A 22,667-nucleotide genomic window follows, 5' to 3' on the forward strand; every position below is an offset into this window, starting at 1 on the left:
AAATTTTTGAAATCTCCTGTTTTTTTGGTATAATATAGTTATAAAATTAGTTATAAATATGCATATAAGAGGATTTTATGAGAAAAAGAGATCGTCATCAGTTAATAAAAAAAATGATTACTGAGGAGAAATTAAGTACACAAAAAGAAATTCAAGATCGGTTGGAGGCACACAATGTCTTTGTGACGCAGACAACCTTGTCTCGTGATTTGCGCGAAATCGGCTTGACCAAGGTCAAGAAAAATGATATGGTGTATTATGTACTAGCAAATGAGACAGAAAAGATTGATTTGGTGGAATTTTTGTCTCATCATTTAGAAGGTGTTGCAAGAGCAGAGTTTACCTTGGTGCTTCATACCAAATTGGGAGAAGCCTCTGTTTTGGCAAATATTGTAGATGCAAACAAGGATGAATGGATTTTAGGAACAGTTGCTGGTGCCAATACCTTATTGGTCATTTGTCGGGACCAGCACGTTGCCAAACTCATGGAAGATCGTTTGCTAGATTTGATGAAAGATAAGTAAGGTCTTGGGAGTTGCTCTCAAGACTTATTTTTGACAAGGAGAGACGGACAATGACGACAGAAAAGCTATCACCCGGCATGCAACAGTATGTGGATATTAAAAAGCAATATCCAGATGCTTTTTTGCTCTTTCGGATGGGTGATTTTTATGAATTATTTTATGAGGATGCGGTCAATGCTGCGCAGATTCTGGAAATTTCCTTAACGAGTCGCAACAAGAATGCGGACAATCCGATTCCTATGGCGGGTGTCCCCTATCATTCTGCCCAACAGTACATTGATGTCTTGATTGAGCAGGGCTATAAGGTAGCTATCGCAGAGCAGATGGAAGATCCGAAACAAGCAGTTGGGGTTGTGAAACGAGAGGTTGTTCAGGTCATTACGCCAGGGACAGTGGTCGATAGCAGTAAGCCGGACAGTCAGAATAATTTCTTGGTTGCCATAGACCGTGATGGCAATCAATTTGGCCTAGCTTATATGGACCTGGTGACGGGTGATTTTTATGTGACAGGTCTTTTGGATTTCACACTGGTTTGTGGGGAAATCCGCAATCTCAAGGCGCGCGAAGTGGTGCTGGGTTATGACTTGTCTGAGGAAGAAGAACAAATCCTTAGTCGTCAGATGAATCTGGTACTTTCCCATGAAAAAGAAGGTTTTGAAAACCTTCATTTACTGGATTCACGATTGGCATCTGTGGAGCAAGCGGCATCTAGTAAACTGCTCCAGTATGTCCATCGAACCCAGATGAGGGAATTGAACCACCTCAAGCCTGTTATACGCTATGAAATCAAAGATTTCTTGCAGATGGATTATGCGACCAAGGCTAGTCTGGATTTGGTTGAGAATGCTCGTTCGGGCAAGAAGCAAGGAAGTCTTTTTTGGCTTTTGGATGAAACTAAGACGGCTATGGGCATGCGCCTCTTGCGTTCTTGGATTCATCGTCCCTTGATTGATAAGGAACGAATTATTCAACGTCAAGAGGTGGTGCAGGTCTTTCTCGACCATTTCTTTGAGCGCAGTGATTTGACAGACAGTCTCAAGGGTGTTTATGACATTGAGCGCTTGGCTAGTCGGGTTTCTTTTGGTAAAACCAATCCCAAGGATCTCTTGCAGTTGGCGACCACCTTGTCTAGTGTGCCACGGATTCGTGCGATTTTAGAAGGAATGGAGCAACCTGCTCTGGCCTATCTCATTGAACAACTGGATGGAATCCCTGAGTTAGAGAGTTTGATTAGCGCAGCGATTGCTCCTGAAGCTCCCCATGTGATTACAGAAGGTGGCATTATCCGGACTGGATTTGATGAGACTTTAGACAAGTACCGTCGCGTGCTCAGAGAAGGGACTAGCTGGATTGCTGAGATTGAAGCAAAGGAGCGAGAAAACTCTGGTATCAGTACGCTCAAGATTGACTACAATAAAAAGGATGGCTACTATTTCCATGTGACCAATTCGCAACTGGGAAATGTTCCAGCACACTTTTTCCGCAAGGCGACGCTGAAAAACTCGGAACGCTTTGGAACCGAAGAATTAGCCCGTATCGAGGGAGATATGCTGGAGGCGCGTGAGAAGTCAGCTAACCTAGAGTATGAAATTTTTATGCGCATTCGTGAAGAGGTCAGCAAGTACATCCAACGTTTACAAGCTCTAGCCCAAGGAATTGCGACAGTTGATGTCTTACAGAGTCTAGCAGTTGTGGCTGAAACCCAGCATTTGATTCGACCTGAATTCGGAGATGATTCGCGGATTGATATCCAGAAAGGGCGCCATGCTGTCGTTGAAAAGGTCATGGGAGCTCAGACCTATATTCCAAATACCATTCAAATGGGAGGGGATACTAGTATCCAGTTGATTACAGGGCCCAACATGAGCGGGAAGTCAACCTATATGCGTCAGTTAGCCATGACGGCGATTATGGCCCAGATGGGTTCCTATGTTCCTGCAGAGAGCGCCTACTTACCGATTTTTGATGCCATCTTTACTCGTATCGGAGCAGCCGATGATTTGGTTTCAGGCCAATCAACCTTTATGGTGGAGATGATGGAGGCCAACAATGCCATTTCGCATGCGACCAAGAACTCTCTCATTCTCTTTGATGAATTGGGACGTGGAACTGCAACTTATGACGGTATGGCTCTTGCTCAGTCTATCATCGAATATATCCATGAACACATCGGAGCTAAGACCCTCTTTGCGACCCACTACCATGAGTTGACTAGTCTGGAGTCTAGTTTACAACACTTGGTTAATGTCCACGTGGCAACTTTGGAGCAGGATGGGCAGGTCACCTTCCTTCACAAGATTGAACCAGGTCCAGCTGATAAATCCTATGGTATCCATGTTGCAAAGATTGCTGGCTTGCCAGCAGACCTTTTAGTAAGGGCGGATAAGATTTTGACTCAGCTAGAGAGTCAAGGGACAGAAAGTCCTGTTCCCATGAGACAAACAAGTGCCGTCACAGAACAGATTTCTCTCTTTGATACGGCAGAAGAGCATCCTATCCTAGCAGAATTAGCTAAATTGGACATTTACAACATGACACCTATGCAGGCTATGAATGTTTTGGTTGAGTTAAAACAGAAACTATAAAAATAATCCCACTCATGCATTTGTGAGTGGGATATTGCTATTACTTTCTATGCTCCAAGAGTTGATTGATATGGTCTACTTTTTTTGATGCTCTTTTATAGGAAATAGTCCAAATGATGAGGTAGACAATCGCAAACTCGATAATGAGTTGGAGATAGAAAATCCAGTGGAAGGGGAACCAACCTGCTAGAGTTGCTAGTGGGACAAAGCCAGCCAGCATAAGGAAGAAATGAGTCAGAGTGGCACGAAGCAAGCTCCAGTCACGGCTGAATAATCGTTTACCAAAGTTGAAGAGAATACCGATAGCTGCCCAAATAAGTGTGCAGTAGAGCAAGACCAAGGCACCGTGAACCTGATGTTGCACCATCACTTGTCCGATCAGAGACTCGGGACTCAGTGGGGCGTAGGTGTTTGGTGCATAAATGAGTGAAAAGATGATAGAGAGGATGAGGCCGATGAGGACACCAGTAGCTGCGTCGTGGAAGATTTGTTTTTTCATAGTTCTAATTTCTCCTTGATGGTTTTTAGATAACGGCGTGAAGAGTAGGTGAAGCTTTCGTTTTTCAAGAAAATTTCTACTAGGCCGTTGGGGGTGAGCTTGAGATGAGAGATGGAGTTGATATTGATGATTTCTGATTGGGAAATTTGGATAAAATTGGTTGGCAGAATTTCAAGGACTTGATAGAGCCGTAAATCAATATTGTAGGTCTGGCTAGCCGTTTCTGCAAGAACCTTCCGATTCTCGATATAGAAGCGTTGTATCTTACCAACCTTAACTAGATAGACTTGATCATCAATCTTTCCTTTGATTGTTTCTTTTTGGTCCAAATTTTCTGCGAACTCGATGACTTTCTGGATTTTATCGGTTTCTTGAGGTGCTTGGACAATCAGTTTTTCCTCCTTGTAAGTCTCACTAATCTGTAGTTCTACTTTCATAAATTTCTCTCCTTGTTTTTCATACAAAATTGTGATCACTTCTTGTACACCTTTATTAAACACTATTTTACGATACCTGACAAGGGACTTTGTTTATGTGGAGGGATTTGGCTCCTATGTGGCGCTTGCTTTTCTGTCCTATCTGAAATATGGTATAATAGCACTAATCAATTTCTAGGAAAATAGATACAGAAAGGGGCTGAAAGATGTCTCATATTATTGAATTGCCAGAGGTGCTGGCAAACCAGATCGCGGCTGGAGAGGTTATCGAGCGTCCAGCTAGCGTTGTTAAGGAGCTGGTAGAAAACGCCATTGACGCGGGTTCTAGTCAGATTATCATTGAGATTGAGGAAGCTGGTCTCAAGAAAATTCAAATTACAGATAATGGTCATGGAATTGCCCACGATGAGGTGGAATTGGCCCTGCGCCGCCATGCGACTAGTAAGATCAAAAATCAAGCGGATCTTTTTCGGATTCGGACGCTTGGTTTTCGTGGTGAAGCCCTTCCTTCTATAGCGTCTGTTAGTGTTTTAACTCTGCTAACGGCGGTAGATGGTGCTAGTCACGGGACCAAGCTGGTCGCGCGTGGAGGAGAAGTAGAGGAAATCATCCCAGCGACCAGTCCTGTGGGAACCAAGGTTTGTGTGGAGGACCTTTTTTTCAACACGCCTGCCCGCCTCAAGTATATGAAGAGCCAGCAAGCAGAGTTGTCTCATATCATTGATATTGTCAACCGTCTGGGTTTGGCCCATCCTGAGATTTCGTTTAGTTTGATTAGTGATGGCAAGGAAATGACGCGGACAGCAGGGACTGGCCAACTGCGCCAAGCTATCGCAGGGATTTACGGTTTGGCGAGTGCCAAGAAGATGATTGAAATTGAGAATTCTGACCTTGATTTCGAAATTTCTGGTTTTGTGTCCTTGCCTGAGTTAACTAGAGCCAACCGCAACTATATCAGTCTCTTCATCAATGGCCGTTATATCAAGAACTTCCTGCTCAATCGTGCTATTCTTGACGGCTATGGTAGTAAGCTTATGGTAGGCCGTTTTCCACTGGCTGTCATTCACATCCATATAGACCCTTATCTCGCGGATGTCAATGTGCATCCGACTAAGCAAGAGGTGCGGATTTCCAAGGAAAAAGAACTGATGACCCTGGTTTCAGAAGCTATTGCAAATAGTCTCAAGGAACAAGCCTTGATTCCAGATGCCTTGGAAAATCTTGCCAAATCGACCGTGCGCAATCGTGAGAAGGTGGAGCAAACCATTCTCCCACTCAAAGAAAATACGCTCTACTATGAGAATACTGAGCCGACAAAACCTAGTCAAGCTGAGGTGGCTGATTATCAGGTAGAATTAACTGAGGAAGGGCCGGATTTAACCCTGTTTGCCAAGGAAACCTTGGATCAATTGACCAAGCCAGCAAAACTTCATTTTGCAGAGAGAAAGCCTGCCAACTATGACCAACTAGACCATCCAGAGTTAGACCTAGCTAGTCTCGATAAGGCTTATGACAAGCTGGAGCGAGAAGAATCTTCAAGCTTTCCAGAGTTGGAATTTTTCGGGCAAATGCATGGAACCTATCTCTTTGCCCAAGGGCGAGATGGGCTCTATATCATAGACCAACATGCGGCTCAGGAGCGGGTTAAGTACGAAGAGTACCGTGAAAGCATTGGTGATGTTGACCAGAGCCAGCAGCAACTTCTAGTGCCCTACATCTTTGAATTTCCTGCAGATGATGCCCTTCGTCTCAAGGAAAGAATGGCACATTTGGAGGAAGTGGGCGTCTTTCTATCAGAGTACGGAGAAAATCAATTCATCTTACGTGAACATCCTATTTGGATGGTAGAAGAAGAGATTGAATCAGGTATCTATGAGATGTGCGACATGCTCCTTTTGACCAAGGAAGTTTCTATCAAGAAATATCGAGCAGAGTTGGCTATTATGATGTCCTGCAAGCGGTCTATCAAGGCCAACCATCGTATTGACGACCATTCGGCTAGACAGCTCCTCTATCAGCTCTCTCAATGTGACAATCCCTATAACTGTCCCCACGGACGCCCTGTTTTAGTGCATTTTACCAAGTCGGATATGGAAAAGATGTTCCGACGTATTCAGGAAAATCACACCAGTCTCCGTGAGTTGGGGAAATATTAAACTAAAAGGAAAACTATGTACGAATATTTAAAAGGAATCATTACCAAAATCACTGCCAAATACATTGTTCTTGAAGTCAACGGTATCGGTTATATTTTGCATGTGGCCAATCCTTATGCCTATTCAGGACAGGTTAATCAGGAGTCTCAGATTTATGTGCATCAAGTCGTGCGTGAGGACGCTCATCTGCTTTATGGATTTCGCTCAGAAGACGAGAAGAAGCTCTTTCTCAGTCTGATTTCGGTCTCTGGGATTGGTCCTGTATCAGCTCTGGCTATCATCGCTGCCGATGACAATGCTGGCTTGGTTCAAGCAATTGAAACTAAGAACATCACCTACTTGACCAAATTCCCTAAAATTGGCAAGAAAACAGCCCAGCAGATGGTGCTGGACTTGGAAGGCAAGGTAGTAGTTGCAGGAGATGACCTTCCTGCTAAGGTAGCAGTGCAAGCTAGCGCTGAAAACCAAGAATTGGAAGAAGCCATGGAAGCCATGTTGGCTCTGGGCTACAAGGCAACAGAGCTCAAGAAAATCAAGAAATTCTTTGAAGGAACGACAGATACAGCTGAGAACTATATCAAGTCTGCCCTCAAAATGTTGGTCAAATAGGAGCAGAGCATGACAAAACGTTGTTCGTGGGTCAAGATGACCAATCCGCTCTACATTGCCTATCATGATGAGGAATGGGGTCAGCCCCTCCATGATGACCAAGCATTGTTTGAGTTGTTGTGTATGGAAACCTATCAGGCAGGCCTGTCTTGGGAAACGGTCCTCAACAAACGACATGCTTTCCGAGAAGCCTTTCATGGCTATCAAATTCAAGCGGTCGCAGAGATGACTGATACCGAATTGGAAAACTTGCTGGAGAATCCAGTCATCATCCGAAATAGAGCCAAGATTTTTGCTACACGCGCTAACGCCCAAGCATTTTTACGACTACAGGAAGAATATGGCTCTTTTGATGCCTATCTTTGGTCCTTTGTTGAGGGGAAAACGATCGTTAACGATGTTCCCGATTACCGCCAAGCCCCAGCTAAAACACCTCTGTCTGAGAAGTTAGCCAAAGATCTCAAAAAACGAGGCTTCAAGTTCACAGGCCCAGTCGCCGTCTTGTCTTTTCTACAGGCTGCAGGGCTAGTTGATGACCATGAGAATGATTGTGAGTGGAAAAGCGGTCGTTAGTATGTACAGGTAACTAGCATATCTGAGAATATAGAAAAAAGCTGAGAAATTTTTCCCAGCTTTTTATATATACTATTAGATTTGTTAGAGTGAAGTCAAAAAAGTGATTCCACCTAAAATAACACCAGCTGAATTTGGAATGATTAGTATCCAATCCTTCTTAGGTTCCTTTGTCCATCCATAAATAACCCAGATTAAGCAAGATATAGCAGCTGATAAAGGTTGAAATGGTTGAGCTTTATTTCCCTGTAAATTAGCGATAATTTGAGGTATGTAGGCAATAAATACTATAATTCCAATAAAGGCACCAATAGAACCTACGATTCGATTAATTTTTTGTTTTGTCATATACACCTCCTTCAAAAGGATATCATAGAAATTAGCGAAATGCAATAAATTCAGATACAAATTGTAACGAAAACGAATACAAAAGCACAAAAATAGAGAAACTATTTATTTTTTGTTATAGTCAAAGCGAATGATTTGCTCCTTTGCATCTACATAGGCGTGAACTCCGAAGGGTACAATTGCTCTTGGAGTTGCGTGGCCGACATTTAGATTATAGATAATCGGGATATTGCTGTCAATAATATCCAATAGTGCCTCTTTATAGTCGTCATAGAAAGTTTCATCCATAGGTTTCCCGACCAAGAGTCCGCTGATGACCTTGAATATACCAGTGTTCTTTAAAGTTTGTAACATCTTTTTGAAGTCTTCCGGCTCAGGCTTTTCTTCGCTTGTCTCTAGCAAGAGGATCTTTCCTTCCCAGTCTGACAAGTCAGGGAAAAGTTTGTATTCTTGGCAGAGCTCCGTGCTATCTGCGTATCGAGAGTTGTCAAAGATATCGTAGAGGGATTCGAGGCAACCACCGAGGATTTTCCCCTCGAACTGGGCAGTTCCTTGTAACAACTCAAAACCAGTATTTGTATGACTGACACGAGGTGTCCCCAGAGCTTTGGGACTAAAATCAGTTCGTTCCTCATACCAAACATTGCTAGGGCGAATTTCTGAGATTCTTCCTGTCTCAATCAATTCTTTAAAGTAGTGAAGGCTATAGGCTAGCATTTCTTTGTCCAATTCACAAATGTCTGCTAAAAAGGATTGACCATAAAAAGTTTTAACACCTAGTTTATGCAACATGAGATGGTTCATGGTTGTATCTGAGAAGCCAAGAAATATTTTTTGGTTGATAACCTTTTGTAGTTGGTCATTTTCAAAAAGATAAGGTAGTAAGCGATAGGTATCGTCTCCACCGATGGCGCATAGGATCATGTCGATGCTATCATCAGAAAAGGCATGAATCAAATCCTCTGCACGAGCTTCAGGATGGTCCTTGATAAAGTCTAATCCTTTTAGCGAATGAGGCAAAAAGGTAGGATTGAGTCCCAGGTTCTTGAGACGTTGGACACCCAAGTCCACTTCGTGTTTGACAAAGTCCTCTCCGATAATGCCACTAGATAAACTAACAACACCAATAGTAGAAACCATATTTCTTCCTCCTAGAAATTGATTGAGCCTATTTTATCATAAAAGATGGGAGAAAACTATAGGGAAAAGGGGAGAGGGAAACTTGTAGGCAAGCAAGTGAAAAAGCAACCGCTGGTGCAGTTGCTTTTCGTTTTCTAATCAGTAATCTCGCTAGATATGAGTTACTTGGTCAACTCTTGATTATAGGAGAGAGCCAAATCAATCCAGTAAGGCAATTCTTTTTGGCCTTCTATATCTAAGTCTATATACCCATGATAAAGGCGCCCCCTCATCAATGTAGTATGAGCTCCTGTTCGGGGTAGAACTTGCTTCTCCATTTCCTTGCCAATTCTGACCATAACCAGTTCATCCTTTCTGGAACTGACAGTAAGGACCATTTTACCACGAATCATAAAGGCCAGGCCACCAAACAGCTTCTTTTCTTCTAGCTCTTCTTCGAAAATTTGGGGAGGAAGTTTGAGCGCTAGAATTTTTCGAATCTGCTGAGCTAAAGATTGACTATATGCCATAGCTCTTTCCTTTTCTTAGTAACGTGTTGGTCCTGCACTTGCGCTGCGGATGTTCAAGCGTTTCTTGAGATAGAAGCGAAGGGCTAGGAGGGCTGCTCCGATAATAGCCAGTGGCAATGGAGCAAGTACTGGGTTAAGGCTAGCTGGTAGGAAGCTTGTTGCAAAGAAGACGAGCAACCAAAGGAACATAGAAGCTAGGATAACTAGAACAGATTTCCAGAAAGGTGGACGTTGACTGCGGTCCATATCTGGTCCATAATATTGGTAAACAAAGTAGTACATCAAGTAGAAGGCAAATCCACCAACAAGTCCAACTAATAGGAGGGTAATCAAACCGTAACCGATAGCTTGATCTGCTGAGAAGAAGGTTGTGAGGGCGCTGACGAGGGCAAAGAGGCTAGTGATGAAAAGAGCTGAATCCATAATCATCAGTTTTGGATCATCATTTTCTTTTGGATGCTCTTTTTCATATTGTTCCTTGACAGTGAAACTATGAGCCCAATGAGTTGGCGCGCCATAGAGGGAACGAGCAGTCGTACCCTTGGCTTGCTCTTCAAGGATTTTGGGAATGACTTCCTCAAAAATAGCCTTGATTTCAGCGTCTGTTTTTCCATCTTTGATGAATTGTTGGGTAGCGATATGGATAAACTCTTGGTTTTTCTTTGTTAATTTTTGTAGATCAATCTGAGACATAGGAACTCCTCTTAGAACCATTTTTTATGGATGAGATAGAGAGTGAGCGAGACACTCATAGCAAAGGCGATAAAGACGATTAACCAGAAGGCATTTGGCTCGCCGTTTAGGGGGATTTCATTATCCTTAAAGTTCATCCCGTAGGCAGAAAAGACCATGGTTGGGATGGACATGACGATGGTCACAAGGGCCAAGGTTTTCATGATGTTGTTCTGGTTGTTAGAAATGATAGAGGCGAAGGTCTCTGTCATAGAATGCAAGACGTTTCCATAAATGTCTGCCATCTCGATGGCCTGTTGGGTTTCAATCAGGGTGTCTTCAAGCAGGTCTTCGTCCTCAAGGTATTTCTTGATATTGCTGGTTGAGCTGGTCAATTTCTTAATCACACGCTCATTTGTTTTGAGGGAGGCCTTGAAATAGACGATGGTTTTTTCCAATTCCATGAGCTCAATCAATTCTTCATTACGAGTTGATTGATGCAATTGACTTTCGATTTGTTCACTCTTACGGTCAATCGAACGAAGGGCTGTTAGGTAAAGCTCTGCATTGCGATAGAGAATCTGGAAGATGAAACGCGAACGCATGAAGGTGTAGAAATTACGCAATCGACGGTTGATAAAGACATCGAGGACCGGTAATGGTTCCAAACACGTAGTGATAATGGTCTCCTCTGTGATGATAATACCAAGCGGGATGGTTACGTAGTAGGTGCGATTATTTCTTTCTTCTGTGACCGGCACGTCAACGATAATCAGGGTGTACTCATCTTCAATGGTAATACGAGACATTTCTTCCGCATCGAGCGGTGCTCGAAGGTCGGCAATATCGATATCGAAGGCGTTGGCGATTTCGAGTGATTCATTTTGAGTCGGATTGACGAGATTGATCCAAGTACCCGGTTCAAGCGTATCGATCTCTTTAAATTCAGTTGTTGTAGAGAGAAAAACTTGTTTCATATCCCTTATCCTTTCTCATTTTTCAGATTTTTCACACCGTACTATTATACTACAAATTCAGCCTTTTGGGTAATAGAATCTCACTTTTTTTGGTATAATGGTAAGCAATAATGGACTAGAAAGAACAAAGATGCAAGATAAAATTGTCATTCATGGGGCGCGTGCCCATAATTTAAAAAATATTGATGTGGAGATTCCACGAGACAAGCTGGTTGTAGTGACTGGTTTGTCAGGTTCAGGGAAATCCAGTCTGGCCTTTGATACCCTCTATGCGGAGGGACAACGTCGCTATGTGGAGAGTTTGTCAGCCTATGCTCGTCAGTTCTTGGGGAATATGGAGAAGCCTGATGTAGATGCCATTGATGGCCTCAGCCCAGCTATTTCCATCGACCAGAAAACGACTAGCAAAAACCCTCGCTCGACGGTGGGAACAACGACTGAAATCAATGACTATCTACGTCTCCTCTACGCACGTGTGGGGACGCCTTACTGTATCAACGGGCATGGAGCTATCAAGGCTTCTTCTGTGGAGCAAATCGTGGATAAGGTTTTAGAATTGCCTGAACGCCAGCGCTTGCAGATTTTGGCCCCTGTCATCCGCAAGAAAAAAGGACAGCACAAGAGCGTTATTGAAAAGATTCAGAAAGACGGTTATGTCCGTGTCCGTGTGGATGGGGAAGTATATGATGTGACCGAAGTGCCAGAGTTGTCTAAGAGCAAGCAACACAATATTGATGTCGTAGTTGACCGTATTGTTATCAAGGAGGGTATTCGTAGTCGTCTCTTTGATTCCATTGAGGCTGCCCTTCGTATTGCAGAAGGTTATGTCATTATCGACACTATGGACGATTCTGAGTTGCTCTTTTCTGAGCACTATGCTTGCCCAGTTTGTGGATTTACTGTTCCAGAGTTAGAGCCACGTCTCTTCTCATTCAATGCTCCTTTTGGCTCTTGTAGTGAGTGTGACGGCTTGGGCATCAAGCTGGAGGTGGATACTGATTTGGTAGTGCCAGATGCCAGCAAAACCTTGCGTGAGGGAGCCTTGGCTCCTTGGAATCCTATCTCATCTAACTACTATCCAAACATGCTAGAGCAGGCTATGACAGCTTTTGGAGTGGATATGGATAAGCCTTTTGAAGATTTGTCAGAAGAAGATAAGAACTTGATTCTCTATGGTTCTGATGGCAAGGAATTCCATTTCCACTATGAGAATGAATTTGGTGGCGTGCGCGATATCGATATTCCTTTTGAGGGAGTTGTCAATAATATCAAGCGTCGCTATCACGAGACAAACAGCGATTACACACGCACCCAGATGCGTCTCTACATGAATGAGCTGACCTGCGGAACCTGTCACGGCTATCGTCTCAATGACCAGGCTTTGTCTGTTCGTGTGGGTGGCGAGCAAGGACCACATATCGGAGAAATTTCAGACCTGTCTATCGCAGACCACTTAGACTTGGTGAGTCAGCTAACCTTGTCTGAAAATGAAGCTATTATTGCTCGTCCCATTCTCAAGGAAATCAAGGATCGTTTGACTTTCCTTAATAACGTGGGTCTTAACTATCTGACTCTGTCTCGTTCGGCAGGAACCCTTTCAGGTGGGGAAAGTCAGCGTATTCGCTTGGCGACCCAGATTGGCTCCAACCTCTCAGGTGTCCTTTATATCCTAGATGAGCCGTCAATTGGTCTTCACCAGAGAGACAATGACCGCTTGATTGCCAGTCTGAAAAAGATGCGTGACTTGGGCAATACTCTCATAGTGGTGGAACACGATGAAGATACCATGCGCGAAGCGGACTATCTGATTGACGTTGGTCCCGGTGCCGGTGTTTTTGGTGGGGAGATTGTTGCGGCAGGTACACCTAAACAGGTAGCTCGTAACAGTAAGTCTATCACAGGCCAGTACTTGTCAGGCAAACGTGCCATTCCAGTACCAGACGAGCGCCGTGCCGGAAATGGTCGTTTTATCGAAGTGACAGGAGCGCGTGAGAACAACCTGCAAAATGTCACAGCTCGCTTCCCACTAGGAAAATTCATCGCGGTGACAGGGGTATCAGGTTCAGGGAAATCGACCCTAATCAACAGTATCCTCAAAAAAGCTATTGCCCAGAAGCTCAACCGTAATTCAGACAAGCCTGGTAAATTTAAGACTATTACAGGAATTGAGCATGTAGACCGCTTGATTGACATTGACCAGAGTCCAATTGGACGGACGCCGAGGTCCAACCCAGCTACCTATACAGGAGTTTTTGACGATATACGTGACCTCTTTGCCCAGACAAATGAAGCTAAGATTCGAGGCTACAAGAAGGGTCGTTTCAGTTTCAACGTCAAGGGTGGTCGCTGTGAAGCCTGCTCAGGTGATGGGATTATCAAGATTGAGATGCACTTCTTGCCAGATGTTTATGTAGCTTGTGAAGTCTGCCACGGAACCCGCTACAATAGTGAAACTCTAGAAGTTCACTATAAGGAAAAGAATATCTCGCAGGTCTTGGACATGACTGTCAATGATGCGGTGGAATTTTTCCAACACATTCCGAAAATTCAACGCAAACTTCAGACCATCAAGGATGTGGGATTGGGATATGTAACGCTAGGGCAACCAGCTACCACCCTTTCTGGGGGAGAAGCCCAGCGTATGAAGTTGGCTAGTGAACTCCACAAACGATCGACAGGAAAATCTTTCTACATTCTGGATGAGCCGACGACAGGTCTTCATACCGAGGACATCGCTCGCTTGCTTAAAGTCTTGGCTCGCTTTGTAGACGATGGCAATACAGTCCTCGTCATTGAGCACAATCTGGATGTCATTAAGACGGCAGACCATATCATCGACTTGGGACCTGAGGGTGGTGTCGGTGGTGGAACCATCATCGCAACAGGAACTCCAGAAGAAGTAGCGGCCAATGAAGCCAGCTACACAGGACATTATTTGAAAGGAAAGTTACATCATGAATAAACGCGTACAAGCATTTCTAGCTAAAATGCGAGAAAAAGAACTAGATGGCATCATCATCAATAACCTTAAAAACGTCTATTATTTGACTGGTTTTTGGGGCTCAAATGGAACAGTCTTCATCAGCCGTGACCGTCAGGTCTTGGTGACAGACTCTCGCTATATCATTGCAGCCAAGCAAGAAACCAGTGGGTTTGAGATTGTGGCTGATCGTGATGAATTGGCTGTCATTGCAGGAATTGTTAAGGATATGGGCTTGTCTCGAATCGGTTTTGAGGACGAGATTTCAGTGTCTTATTATCACCGTATGCAGGCAACCTTTGAAGGAATTGACTTGCTTCCACAGACTCAGTTTGTTGAAGGTCTTCGAATGATTAAGGATGAAGCGGAGATTGCAGCTATTCGCAAGGCTTGTTCTATCTCAGACCAAGCTTTCCGCGATGCGCTTGACTTTATTAAGCCAGGAAAGACTGAAATTGAGATTGCCAACTTCCTTGACTTCCGTATGCGTGAGTTGGGAGCATCTGGCTTGTCTTTTGACACTATCCTAGCTAGCGGTATCAACTCTTCCAAACCCCATGCCCATCCCATGCACAAACCAGTAGAGCTGGGAGAAGCAATTACAATGGACTTCGGATGCCTTTATGACCACTATGTCAGCGATATGACTCGAACGATATACTTAGGACATGTCAGCGATGAACAGGCAGAGATTTACAATACGGTTCTGAAAGCCAATCAAGCCTTGATTGACCAGGCTAAGGCAGGATTAGGTTTCCGTGACTTTGACAAAATCCCTCGTGATATTATCATCGAAGCAGGCTATGGCGACTACTTTACTCACGGTATCGGACACGGTATTGGACTGGATATCCATGAGGAACCATACTTTAGCCAGACTTCTACAGAAACTATTAAGGCAGGTATGGCCTTGACAGATGAGCCAGGTATCTATATCGAAGGCAAATATGGCGTTCGTATCGAGGATGATATCCTGATTACAGAGACAGGTTGTGAATTATTGACCCTTGCTCCAAAAGAGTTGATAGTCATTTAATAGTCAAGCAGCTCAAATGATTGACTTTTAAAATTTAAAGGTTTATACTGAAAGACGAAAACGGTAGGTGAGGCTACCATAGGGATACGGATGACTACCGCAAAGCAGTGGAGACACTACTCGTTGGTCAACAGTCCTGGTCGCGAAGGCCAAGACTAAGCTCATTACATTGCCCTATGGAGTTAAAGCTTGAACGAAAAACAGATAATTAGTTTTTTAATCCTGCCATTTTTTGATGGTAGGATTTTCTACTGTTTAAAAACAAAGAAAGGAGATAGACGATGCAAATTGACGATCATCCGGAACCGCACATACACAGCCAATCGCTGATTTGTGTCGTTCTGCCCTTATAAAGTGATTGGTCTCTGTGTATGAAACACATCATTCATACAGATAGGAGAAACCAATGAAAACTACAAAAGAAAGATTAGCAACAGCTATTCATACATCTTTAAACGAAACTCTATCTTTTTATAAGACAAGTCTAACAGGATTGACTGAGGAGCAGGTGGAGAAAAATCGTGACCTATATGGCGAAAATACCATCACAAAGGGTCAAGAAGACAGTATCCTCAAAAAGATTTACGAATCCATTATCAATCCTTTTACAATCATCTTGCTGGTCATCGCCGTGATTTCCTTGGTGACCAATGTCTGGTTGGCAAAACCAGGTCAAGAGGATCCGACGACTTCCATTATCATCGTTGTCCTAGTCCTCATTTCTGGTGGCATACGCTTTGTCCAAGAACTCCGTAGTGATAAGGCTGCGACCAATCTTTCAAAAATGATTATTAACACAGCGACTGTCATTCGTCAAGGAGAAGTTCAAGAAGTACCTATCGATGATTTGGTAGTAGGTGACGTGGTTAAATTAAGCGCTGGAGACATGATTCCAGCAGATCTTCTTTTATTTGAGTCGCGCGATTTCTTTGTACAACAGTCGGGCTTGACAGGTGAAAGTGAATCGGTTGAAAAATTGGCCTTGACCAAGGCAACAGTTCAACAATCTGATAGTCTACTAGAAGCAGAAGCGCTCGCCTTTATGGGAACCAATGTCTTGTCTGGTAGTGCCAAGGCCGTGGTTTTAGCAGTTGGTGATGATACCATGATGGGGGCCATTGAGCAGACTTTGAACACCTATGATGAGCCTACTTCGTTTGAACGGGAGATGAATAGTATTTCGTGGCTCTTAATTCGTTTGATGCTGGTCATGGTGCCCATCGTTTTCTTGTCCAATGGTTTAACAGATGGCGACTGGTTGGAAGCTGGCGTATTTGCTTTGAGTGTTGGTGTTGGGCTTACACCTGAGATGCTTCCTATGATTATCACGGCCAGTCTAGCAAAAGGCTCCATTATCATGGCCAAGGAAAAAGTGGTTATCAAGAAACTCAATGCTATACAGGACTTAGGGGCGATTGATATTTTGTGTACAGATAAGACAGGGACTCTAACCCAAGACGAAATTGTCCTTGAATATCCCTTGGACATCCACGGGCACTTGGATTTGACCGTCTTGAGACGAGCTTATCTCAATTCTTATTTTCAAACGGGCTTGAAAAATTTGATGGACAGAGCCATCATCAAACGGACTGAAAAGGAAGCCAAAGAACACACCCTCTTGCAAAATCTGGCTCAAACTTTTCAAAAAATAGATGAATTACCTTTTGATTTTGAACGTAGACGGATGAGTGTTATCGTTAAGGATGAACACGAAGTTGTTAGTTTGGTAACCAAGGGTGCTCTAGAGGAAATGTTGACGATTTCCAGTTATGCGGAATACCAAGGAGTGATTACTCCCTTGACAGATGTTATTAGAGAAGAAATTTTAGCAGAAGTCAGACAACTAAATCAACAAGGTTTGCGTGTCTTGGGAGTGGCCTATAAGTCAGGTTTGAGGGAAGGTCATGCCTATACAGTTGATGACGAAGGGGATATGATTCTAACTGGTTATTTAGCCTTCCTAGATCCTCCTAAACCATCTGCAGCACCAGCAATTAAGGCTCTGTTAGAACATGGAGTTCAAACAAAAATTTTGACGGGAGACAACGAAAAAGTTACCCAAGCAGTCTGTGAAAAGGTTGGTTTGGATATCAATCAGATGCTGTTAGGATCTGAAATTGATCAGATGAGTGATCAAGAATTGGCCCAAGGCGTAGAGAAGGTAACCGTCTTCGCCAAACTTTCACCTGACCAAAAAGCGAGGATTATTTTGCAATTTAAGGCTAATGGTCATGCTGTTGGCTATATGGGAGATGGGATCAATGATGCTCCTTCTATGAAAGTTGCAGATGTAGGGATTTCTGTTGATACAGCAGTAGATATTGCCAAAGAAACAGCTGATGTTATCCTACTTGATAAGGATCTCATGGTGCTGGAAAAAGGACTTGTTGAAGGTCGTAAGGTCTATGCCAATATGACCAAATATATCAAAATGACAGTGAGTTCTAATTTTGGGAATATCTTATCCCTTTTGGTTTCTGGAATCTTTTTACCATTTTTACCGATGGCTCCAGTCCATTTAATTATCCTAAATCTAGTCTATGATTTGTCTTGTATTGCCTTGCCTTTTGACAAGGTGGATAAAGATTTTTTGAGAAATCCGCATACCTGGGAAGCTAAGTCCATCACACGTTTCATGATTTGGATGGGACCTATCTCTTCCGCCTTTGATATTTTGACCTTTATTTTGCTCTATTTTATCATTGTACCCATGACAACAGGTCAAGCTTATGTCCATGGAGCGGAGTCTGCCGTAGGATTTATTGTCTTGTTTCAGACAGGTTGGTTTATCGAGTCCATGTGGTCGCAGACTATGGTTATCCATATGTTGCGTTCAGCCAAAATTCCTTTTTTACAAAGTCGTCCAGCTTGGCTAGTCCTTGTGACAACCTTATTGGCTGCAGCCTTTGTGACCTTCCTTCCCTACAGTCCACTAGCTAGCCTTCTTCATCTAACTCCTTTGAAGCCGATCTATTTCATCTTTTTGCTTTTCATCATCATTTTGTACATGATTAGCGTGACAATTGTGAAAAAAATCTATATCAATAAATATAAAGAATGGCTGTAAATTTCATTTTGTCAAGAAAAAAGTACGAAAATGACGAAAAAAGTCAAAAAAATTTAAAAATAGGTCGCAAGTCGGATGTTTTTTATGGTATAATAGACTAAACTGATAGTAACATGTAGCGAAAGGGGTAGGTACATGATTAAAATTTATACAGTCTCAAGTTGTACTAGCTGTAAAAAAGCAAAAACCTGGCTCAATGCCCACCAGTTAAGTTATAAAGAACAAAACCTTGGTAAAGAAGGAATTACGAGAGAAGAATTACTGGATATTCTAACCAAAACAGATAACGGAATAGCCAGCATCGTTTCATCTAAAAATCGCTATGCCAAAGCCCTTGGAGTGGATATTGAAGATTTGAGCGTCAATGAAGTTCTCAATCTGATTATGGAAACACCGAGAATTTTAAAGAGCCCAATTCTTGTAGATGAAAAACGCCTGCAAGTTGGCTATAAGGAAGACGATATTCGTGCCTTCCTACCACGCTCTGTCCGTAATGTAGAAAATGCAGAAGCACGTTTGCGTGCAGCTCTATAAACATCAAGGCTGGGAGTGCTTCCTAGCCTTGTTTGCTCTTTTAATTCAAAAATGATGTGAGGAATTATGAAAAAAATACTGATTACAAGTTTTGCACTACTTTTCTTGCTTGCTGGATGTGGGCAAAAAAAAGCGACAACTGCGTCCTCTAGTAGTAAATCTGAAACGTTACAGTCAACTTTACCTGTCCTAGAGAATGCTGAGAAGAATACAGTAGTTACAAAAACATTTATGCTACCGAAGTCAACAGACGGCAGTCAGCAGATTCAAACAGTCACATATAAAGGAAAACAATTTTTAAGTTTGACTATTATTCAAAAAAGACCAGTTACCGATGAATTGAAGACTTTTGTAACTGAGCATGGTGTAGAGGCTACCCAAAAAGCACTCATTGAAGCTGAAGGTAAAGATACCTCAATTCAGGAAGCGCGCAAGTTGCCAGGTTTTACACTTGAGACGAAGCTACTAAGTGAAACAGAAATTCAAACAACAACTACTTATGATTTTCAGGTTTTAGATATCAAAAAAGCTTCACAGGTTGAATATTTAAAGAATATTGGCTTGGAAAATCTTTTGAAAAATGAACCGAGTCAATATGTAGCAGACAGATTGGCAAATGGCGCGACAGAACAGTAGAAAATCCAAATAAATAGACTGCCTGAATTGTAGAACGTAAGGAATTATGCTATAATGGTACTATTCTAAGGAAAGAGGGTGTTAGAATGGGATTTACTGAAGAAACAGTACGTTTTAAATTGGACGATTCCAATAAAAAAGAAATTAGCGAAACTCTGACTGATGTTTATGCTTCGTTGAACGATAAGGGCTACAACCCAATTAACCAAATCGTAGGTTACGTATTGAGTGGAGACCCTGCCTACGTTCCTCGTTATAATAATGCACGAAATCAAATCCGTAAGTATGAGCGTGATGAAATCGTTGAGGAATTAGTCCGCTACTACCTTAAAGGACAAGGAGTCGATCTATAACCTATGAGAATTATGGGATTGGACGTCGGTTCAAAAACGGTAGGGGTGGCTATTAGCGATCCGCTTGGTTTTACGGCTCAAGGACTTGAAATCATCCAAATCAATGAGGAGCAAGGTCAATTTGGTTTTGACCGCGTTAAGGAGTTGGTTGACACATACAAGGTGGAACGATTTGTAGTGGGCTTGCCTAAAAACATGAACAATACAAGCGGACCACGCGTGGAAGCTAGTCAAGCCTACGGAGCAAAGCTGGAAGAGCTTTTTGGTTTACCAGTAGACTATCAAGATGAACGCTTGACAACAGTTGCCGCAGAGCGTATGTTGATTGAACAAGCAGATATTAGCCGTAACAAGCGCAAGAAAGTCATTGATAAATTAGCAGCTCAGCTGATTTTACAAAATTATTTAGATAGAAAATTTTAATACAAAGGAGAGGCTATGTCACACGATCATAACCACGACCACGAAGAACGTGAACTAATCACACTAGTAGATGAGCAAGGAAATGAAACCTTGTTTGAAATCCTTTTGACCATTGACGGAAAAGAAGAATTTGGTAAAAACTATGTTCTTCTAGTACCAGTTAATGCAGAAGAAGACGAAGATGGACAAGTTGAAATCCAAGCTTACTCATTCATCGAAAACGAAGATGGAACAGAAGGCGAATTGCAACCAATTCCAGAAGACTCAGAAGATGAATGGAACATGATTGAAGAAGTCTTCAACAGCTTTATGGAGGAGTGATACAGTCTGGGAGACTGTATCACCCCAACTCCTAGAAATTAGAAGAGTTGGAACATCCAGTGGATGTTTTTAGCCTAGCTCTTTGAAATAAAAAAGAGCTGGTAAGTCCGGGGACGTTTTTACCCTTACGCTAAAAATAAAGACGGTAAGTAAGTCTGGGAGACTGTATCAGCCCAACTCCCAGAAATTGGGAAGAGTTGGAACGTCCGGGGGACGTTTTTAGCCCTGCGCTAGAAATTAGAAACGCAGGCACATTCAGTGGACGTGTTTACCCCACGTTAACTTCATAGTAGCTAGTTATTAGCTAACCAGGTAAGAGGTCGGGACGAAAATCCTGGCCTCGTTTTTGTTAGTTATGAGACTTTATTGAGGCAGTTGATTGAACCTGTAATTAAGGAGATGTATATGTTTGAAGTAGAAGAATGGCTCCATAGTCGGATTGGTTTGAATTTTCGATCAGGCTTGGGCCGAATGCAACAAGCGGTGGATTTGTTGGGGAATCCCGAGAAGTCTTATCCTATTATCCACGTAACAGGGACTAATGGAAAAGGTTCTACCATTGCTTTTATGAGGGAGTTATTTATGGGGCATGGCAAAAGAGTTGCGACTTTTACCTCTCCTCATATCGTCTCTATCAATGATCGAATCAGCATTAACGGGCAACCAATAGCTGATGCAGACTTCATCCGTTTGGCTAATCAGGTCAAGGAGATGGAGAAAACGCTTCTGCAAACCCATGATCAGTTGTCCTTTTTTGAATTGCTGACCTTGATTGCTTTTCTTTATTTTAGAGAGCGAGAGGTGGATTTGGTTTTATTAGAAGTGGGAATTGGCGGCTTACTTGACACGACTAATGTGGTAACTGGAGAGCTTGCTGTCATAACCTCCATCGGGCTTGACCATCAGGAGACTCTGGGTGACAGTATAGCAGCAATTGCAGAGCAGAAAGCTGGTATTTTTAAGGCTGGTAAAAAGGCAGTGATTGCTAAGTTGCCTTCAGAAGCTAGACTTGTTTGTCAGAAAAAAGCAGACTCTTTAGCTGTTGACCTTTATCAGGCAGGTCAGGATTTTTCAACGCTGAATGGGAATTTTTCAAGCTCTTTGGCTAACCTTTCACAGTTGAAAATCGGTTTAGAAGGAGCTTATCAGCAGGAAAATGCGACCTTGGCGCTACAAACGTTTCTTCTCTTTATGAGAGAAGGAAAGGAAGCTGTTGATGAACAGGTTGTAAGACAGGCTTTGGAGAAGACCCATTGGGCTGGGCGTTTGGAGCGTATTCGTCCTCAGATTTACTTGGACGGTGCTCATAACCTCCCTGCCTTGACTCGCTTGGTTGAATTTATTAAAGAAAAAGAGCAGGAAAGATATCGTCCTCAAATCCTATTTGGAGCCTTGAAACGGAAGGATTATCAAGGGATGTTGGCTTATCTGACTGAAAAATTGCCTCAGGTGGAACTCAAGGTAACTGGCTTTGACTACCAAGGTTCTTTAGATGAGACAGATATAACAGGTTACGATGTCATTCCTTCTTACCGAGAATTTATCAGCAGTTTTGAAGAAAGAGCAGATATGCAGGACTTGCTGTTCGTTACAGGATCTCTCTATTTTATCTCAGAAGTACGGGGCTATCTACTGGGGCATGAGCAGATAAATTGACCTCCTTTTTTGAACTTGTTATACTAGGAAAACTGCCAGTTAGGAAAAACTTCTGTAAATTGGTAGCAGAAAGGAAATTCGTCATGAAATTAAAAACATTCACACTTTCTCTTGCTTCTCTAGCAAGTCTCAGTCTTTTAGTAGCTTGTTCACAAAGAGCTCAACAGGTTCAACAACCAGCAGCTCAATCGCAAACACAACAAACTCAGCAATCACAACCTGCTGCTTCATCTTCGGCAGAAAATTCAAACCAGGCAGCAATAAGTTCTTCACAAAATACAGTTACAGCCCAACCAACCAATATTGATGGAACTTATACTGGTCAGGACGAAGGAGACCGTATCACTTTAGTGGTAACTGGAACAACTGGTACATGGACACAGGTAGAAACTGACGGAGATCAAGAAATCAAGCAGGTTAGCTTTGATGCCACTAATCAACGCATGATTATTGGGGATGATGTCAAGATTTATGCAATCAATGGAAATCAGATGATTATCGACGATATGGATAGAGAAGCGTCTGATCGTATTGTTTTATCTAAGTAAAGCTTATTTATCAAAAATTCAGATAGGATGAAAGATATTTGATGTATTACTCGATAAAAGTTAGATAGATTATACACATAAAGG

General features: G+C 42.7%; 22 protein-coding genes and 1 riboswitch. Of the genes, 15 read left to right on the plus strand and 7 right to left on the minus strand.

Going from position 1 to position 22,667, the window contains the following annotated elements:
- The first annotated feature begins 77 nt into the window (after positions 1-77).
- Positions 78-524 (plus strand): arginine repressor, encoded by a 447-nt coding sequence (gene argR, locus D8849_RS04505; protein WP_001231476.1) that lies wholly within the window; start codon positions 78-80, stop codon positions 522-524.
- A 50-nt stretch (positions 525-574) separates the two neighbouring features.
- Positions 575-3,109: a DNA mismatch repair protein MutS gene (gene mutS / locus D8849_RS04510; protein WP_125386332.1), complete on the plus strand. Its 2,535-nt coding sequence runs from the start codon at positions 575-577 to the stop codon at positions 3,107-3,109.
- 40 nt (positions 3,110-3,149) lie between these two features.
- Here the strand turns inward: mutS and D8849_RS04515 are convergent, their stop codons facing one another.
- Complete coding sequence (locus D8849_RS04515; RefSeq protein ID WP_125386333.1) at positions 3,150-3,608, minus strand: DUF3021 domain-containing protein; 459 nt, start codon at positions 3,606-3,608, stop codon at positions 3,150-3,152.
- Entirely contained in the window at positions 3,605-4,045 is a 441-nt protein-coding gene (locus D8849_RS04520; protein WP_125386334.1) for a LytTR family DNA-binding domain-containing protein, read from the minus strand. Before D8849_RS04520 ends, D8849_RS04515 begins: the two co-directional genes overlap by 4 nt.
- A 206-nt stretch (positions 4,046-4,251) precedes the next feature.
- Between D8849_RS04520 and mutL the strand changes: the two genes are divergently transcribed.
- Genes mutL through D8849_RS04540 form a run of 3 tightly spaced genes read left to right on the plus strand, consistent with a single transcriptional unit; the run spans position 4,252 to position 7,383 of the window.
- Complete coding sequence (gene mutL, locus D8849_RS04530) at positions 4,252-6,201, plus strand: DNA mismatch repair endonuclease MutL (protein ID WP_125386335.1); 1,950 nt, start codon at positions 4,252-4,254, stop codon at positions 6,199-6,201.
- Between the two features lie 15 nt (positions 6,202-6,216).
- Positions 6,217-6,810 (plus strand): Holliday junction branch migration protein RuvA, encoded by a 594-nt coding sequence (ruvA, locus tag D8849_RS04535; protein WP_125386336.1) that lies wholly within the window; start codon positions 6,217-6,219, stop codon positions 6,808-6,810.
- A 9-nt stretch (positions 6,811-6,819) separates the two neighbouring features.
- Positions 6,820-7,383, plus strand: a complete 564-nt coding sequence (locus D8849_RS04540; RefSeq protein WP_125386337.1) for a DNA-3-methyladenine glycosylase I — start codon at positions 6,820-6,822, stop codon at positions 7,381-7,383.
- 84 nt (positions 7,384-7,467) lie between these two features.
- Here the strand turns inward: D8849_RS04540 and D8849_RS04545 are convergent, their stop codons facing one another.
- The 5 genes from D8849_RS04545 to D8849_RS04565 all read right to left on the minus strand — a co-directional run bounded on the left by D8849_RS04545 (position 7,468) and on the right by D8849_RS04565 (position 11,029).
- Positions 7,468-7,731 carry a SemiSWEET family transporter gene (locus tag D8849_RS04545; protein ID WP_000166114.1) on the minus strand — a complete coding sequence of 88 codons (264 nt, stop codon included), beginning with the start codon at positions 7,729-7,731 and terminating at the stop codon, positions 7,468-7,470.
- Positions 7,732-7,836: 105 nt separating this feature from the next.
- On the minus strand, positions 7,837-8,871 hold the full coding sequence (locus D8849_RS04550) for a S66 family peptidase (protein ID WP_125386338.1): 1,035 nt from the start codon (positions 8,869-8,871) through the stop codon (positions 7,837-7,839).
- Between the two features lie 161 nt (positions 8,872-9,032).
- Positions 9,033-9,380: a hypothetical protein gene (locus tag D8849_RS04555; RefSeq protein WP_000331824.1), complete on the minus strand. Its 348-nt coding sequence runs from the start codon at positions 9,378-9,380 to the stop codon at positions 9,033-9,035.
- Positions 9,381-9,395: 15 nt separating this feature from the next.
- Positions 9,396-10,073: a DUF1129 domain-containing protein gene (locus tag D8849_RS04560; RefSeq protein WP_064276760.1), complete on the minus strand. Its 678-nt coding sequence runs from the start codon at positions 10,071-10,073 to the stop codon at positions 9,396-9,398.
- Between the two features lie 11 nt (positions 10,074-10,084).
- On the minus strand, positions 10,085-11,029 hold the full coding sequence (locus D8849_RS04565) for a magnesium transporter CorA family protein (protein WP_000815623.1): 945 nt from the start codon (positions 11,027-11,029) through the stop codon (positions 10,085-10,087).
- A 130-nt stretch (positions 11,030-11,159) separates the two neighbouring features.
- On the opposite strand from D8849_RS04565, the gene uvrA reads away from it, so the two are divergent.
- From uvrA to D8849_RS04620, 10 genes are all read left to right on the plus strand, one after another.
- On the plus strand, positions 11,160-13,991 hold the full coding sequence (gene uvrA, locus D8849_RS04570) for an excinuclease ABC subunit UvrA (RefSeq protein WP_125386339.1): 2,832 nt from the start codon (positions 11,160-11,162) through the stop codon (positions 13,989-13,991).
- On the plus strand, positions 13,984-15,045 hold the full coding sequence (locus D8849_RS04575; protein ID WP_125386340.1) for a M24 family metallopeptidase: 1,062 nt from the start codon (positions 13,984-13,986) through the stop codon (positions 15,043-15,045). The genes uvrA and D8849_RS04575 overlap by 8 nt, the downstream gene beginning before the upstream one ends.
- 57 nt (positions 15,046-15,102) lie before the next feature.
- A riboswitch (M-box (ykoK) riboswitch) is annotated at positions 15,103-15,253 on the plus strand.
- 198 nt (positions 15,254-15,451) lie between these two features.
- On the plus strand, positions 15,452-18,112 hold the full coding sequence (gene mgtA / locus D8849_RS04580; protein ID WP_125386341.1) for a magnesium-translocating P-type ATPase: 2,661 nt from the start codon (positions 15,452-15,454) through the stop codon (positions 18,110-18,112).
- 135 nt (positions 18,113-18,247) lie between these two features.
- A complete protein-coding gene (spx, locus tag D8849_RS04590) occupies positions 18,248-18,646 on the plus strand; it encodes a transcriptional regulator Spx (RefSeq protein WP_000591165.1) in 399 nt (132 codons plus the stop codon).
- Between the two features lie 66 nt (positions 18,647-18,712).
- The gene (locus D8849_RS04595; protein ID WP_042751756.1) at positions 18,713-19,282 is read left to right on the plus strand and encodes an SP0191 family lipoprotein; all 570 of its coding nucleotides are present in this window, start codon (positions 18,713-18,715) and stop codon (positions 19,280-19,282) included.
- Between the two features lie 86 nt (positions 19,283-19,368).
- Positions 19,369-19,635: an IreB family regulatory phosphoprotein gene (locus D8849_RS04600; protein WP_000507059.1), complete on the plus strand. Its 267-nt coding sequence runs from the start codon at positions 19,369-19,371 to the stop codon at positions 19,633-19,635.
- Between the two features lie 3 nt (positions 19,636-19,638).
- Entirely contained in the window at positions 19,639-20,058 is a 420-nt protein-coding gene (ruvX, locus tag D8849_RS04605; RefSeq protein ID WP_004239076.1) for a Holliday junction resolvase RuvX, read from the plus strand.
- Positions 20,059-20,073: 15 nt separating this feature from the next.
- Positions 20,074-20,379 (plus strand): DUF1292 domain-containing protein, encoded by a 306-nt coding sequence (locus D8849_RS04610; protein ID WP_000017620.1) that lies wholly within the window; start codon positions 20,074-20,076, stop codon positions 20,377-20,379.
- Between the two features lie 405 nt (positions 20,380-20,784).
- Entirely contained in the window at positions 20,785-22,035 is a 1,251-nt protein-coding gene (locus tag D8849_RS04615; RefSeq protein ID WP_125386342.1) for a bifunctional folylpolyglutamate synthase/dihydrofolate synthase, read from the plus strand.
- An 83-nt stretch (positions 22,036-22,118) separates the two neighbouring features.
- Positions 22,119-22,583, plus strand: a complete 465-nt coding sequence (locus tag D8849_RS04620) for an SP_0198 family lipoprotein (RefSeq protein ID WP_125386343.1) — start codon at positions 22,119-22,121, stop codon at positions 22,581-22,583.
- Positions 22,584-22,667 lie beyond the last annotated feature (84 nt).

It is taken from the genome of Streptococcus mitis, from assembly GCF_003942765.1.
GTDB lineage: Bacteria > Bacillota > Bacilli > Lactobacillales > Streptococcaceae > Streptococcus > Streptococcus mitis_BE.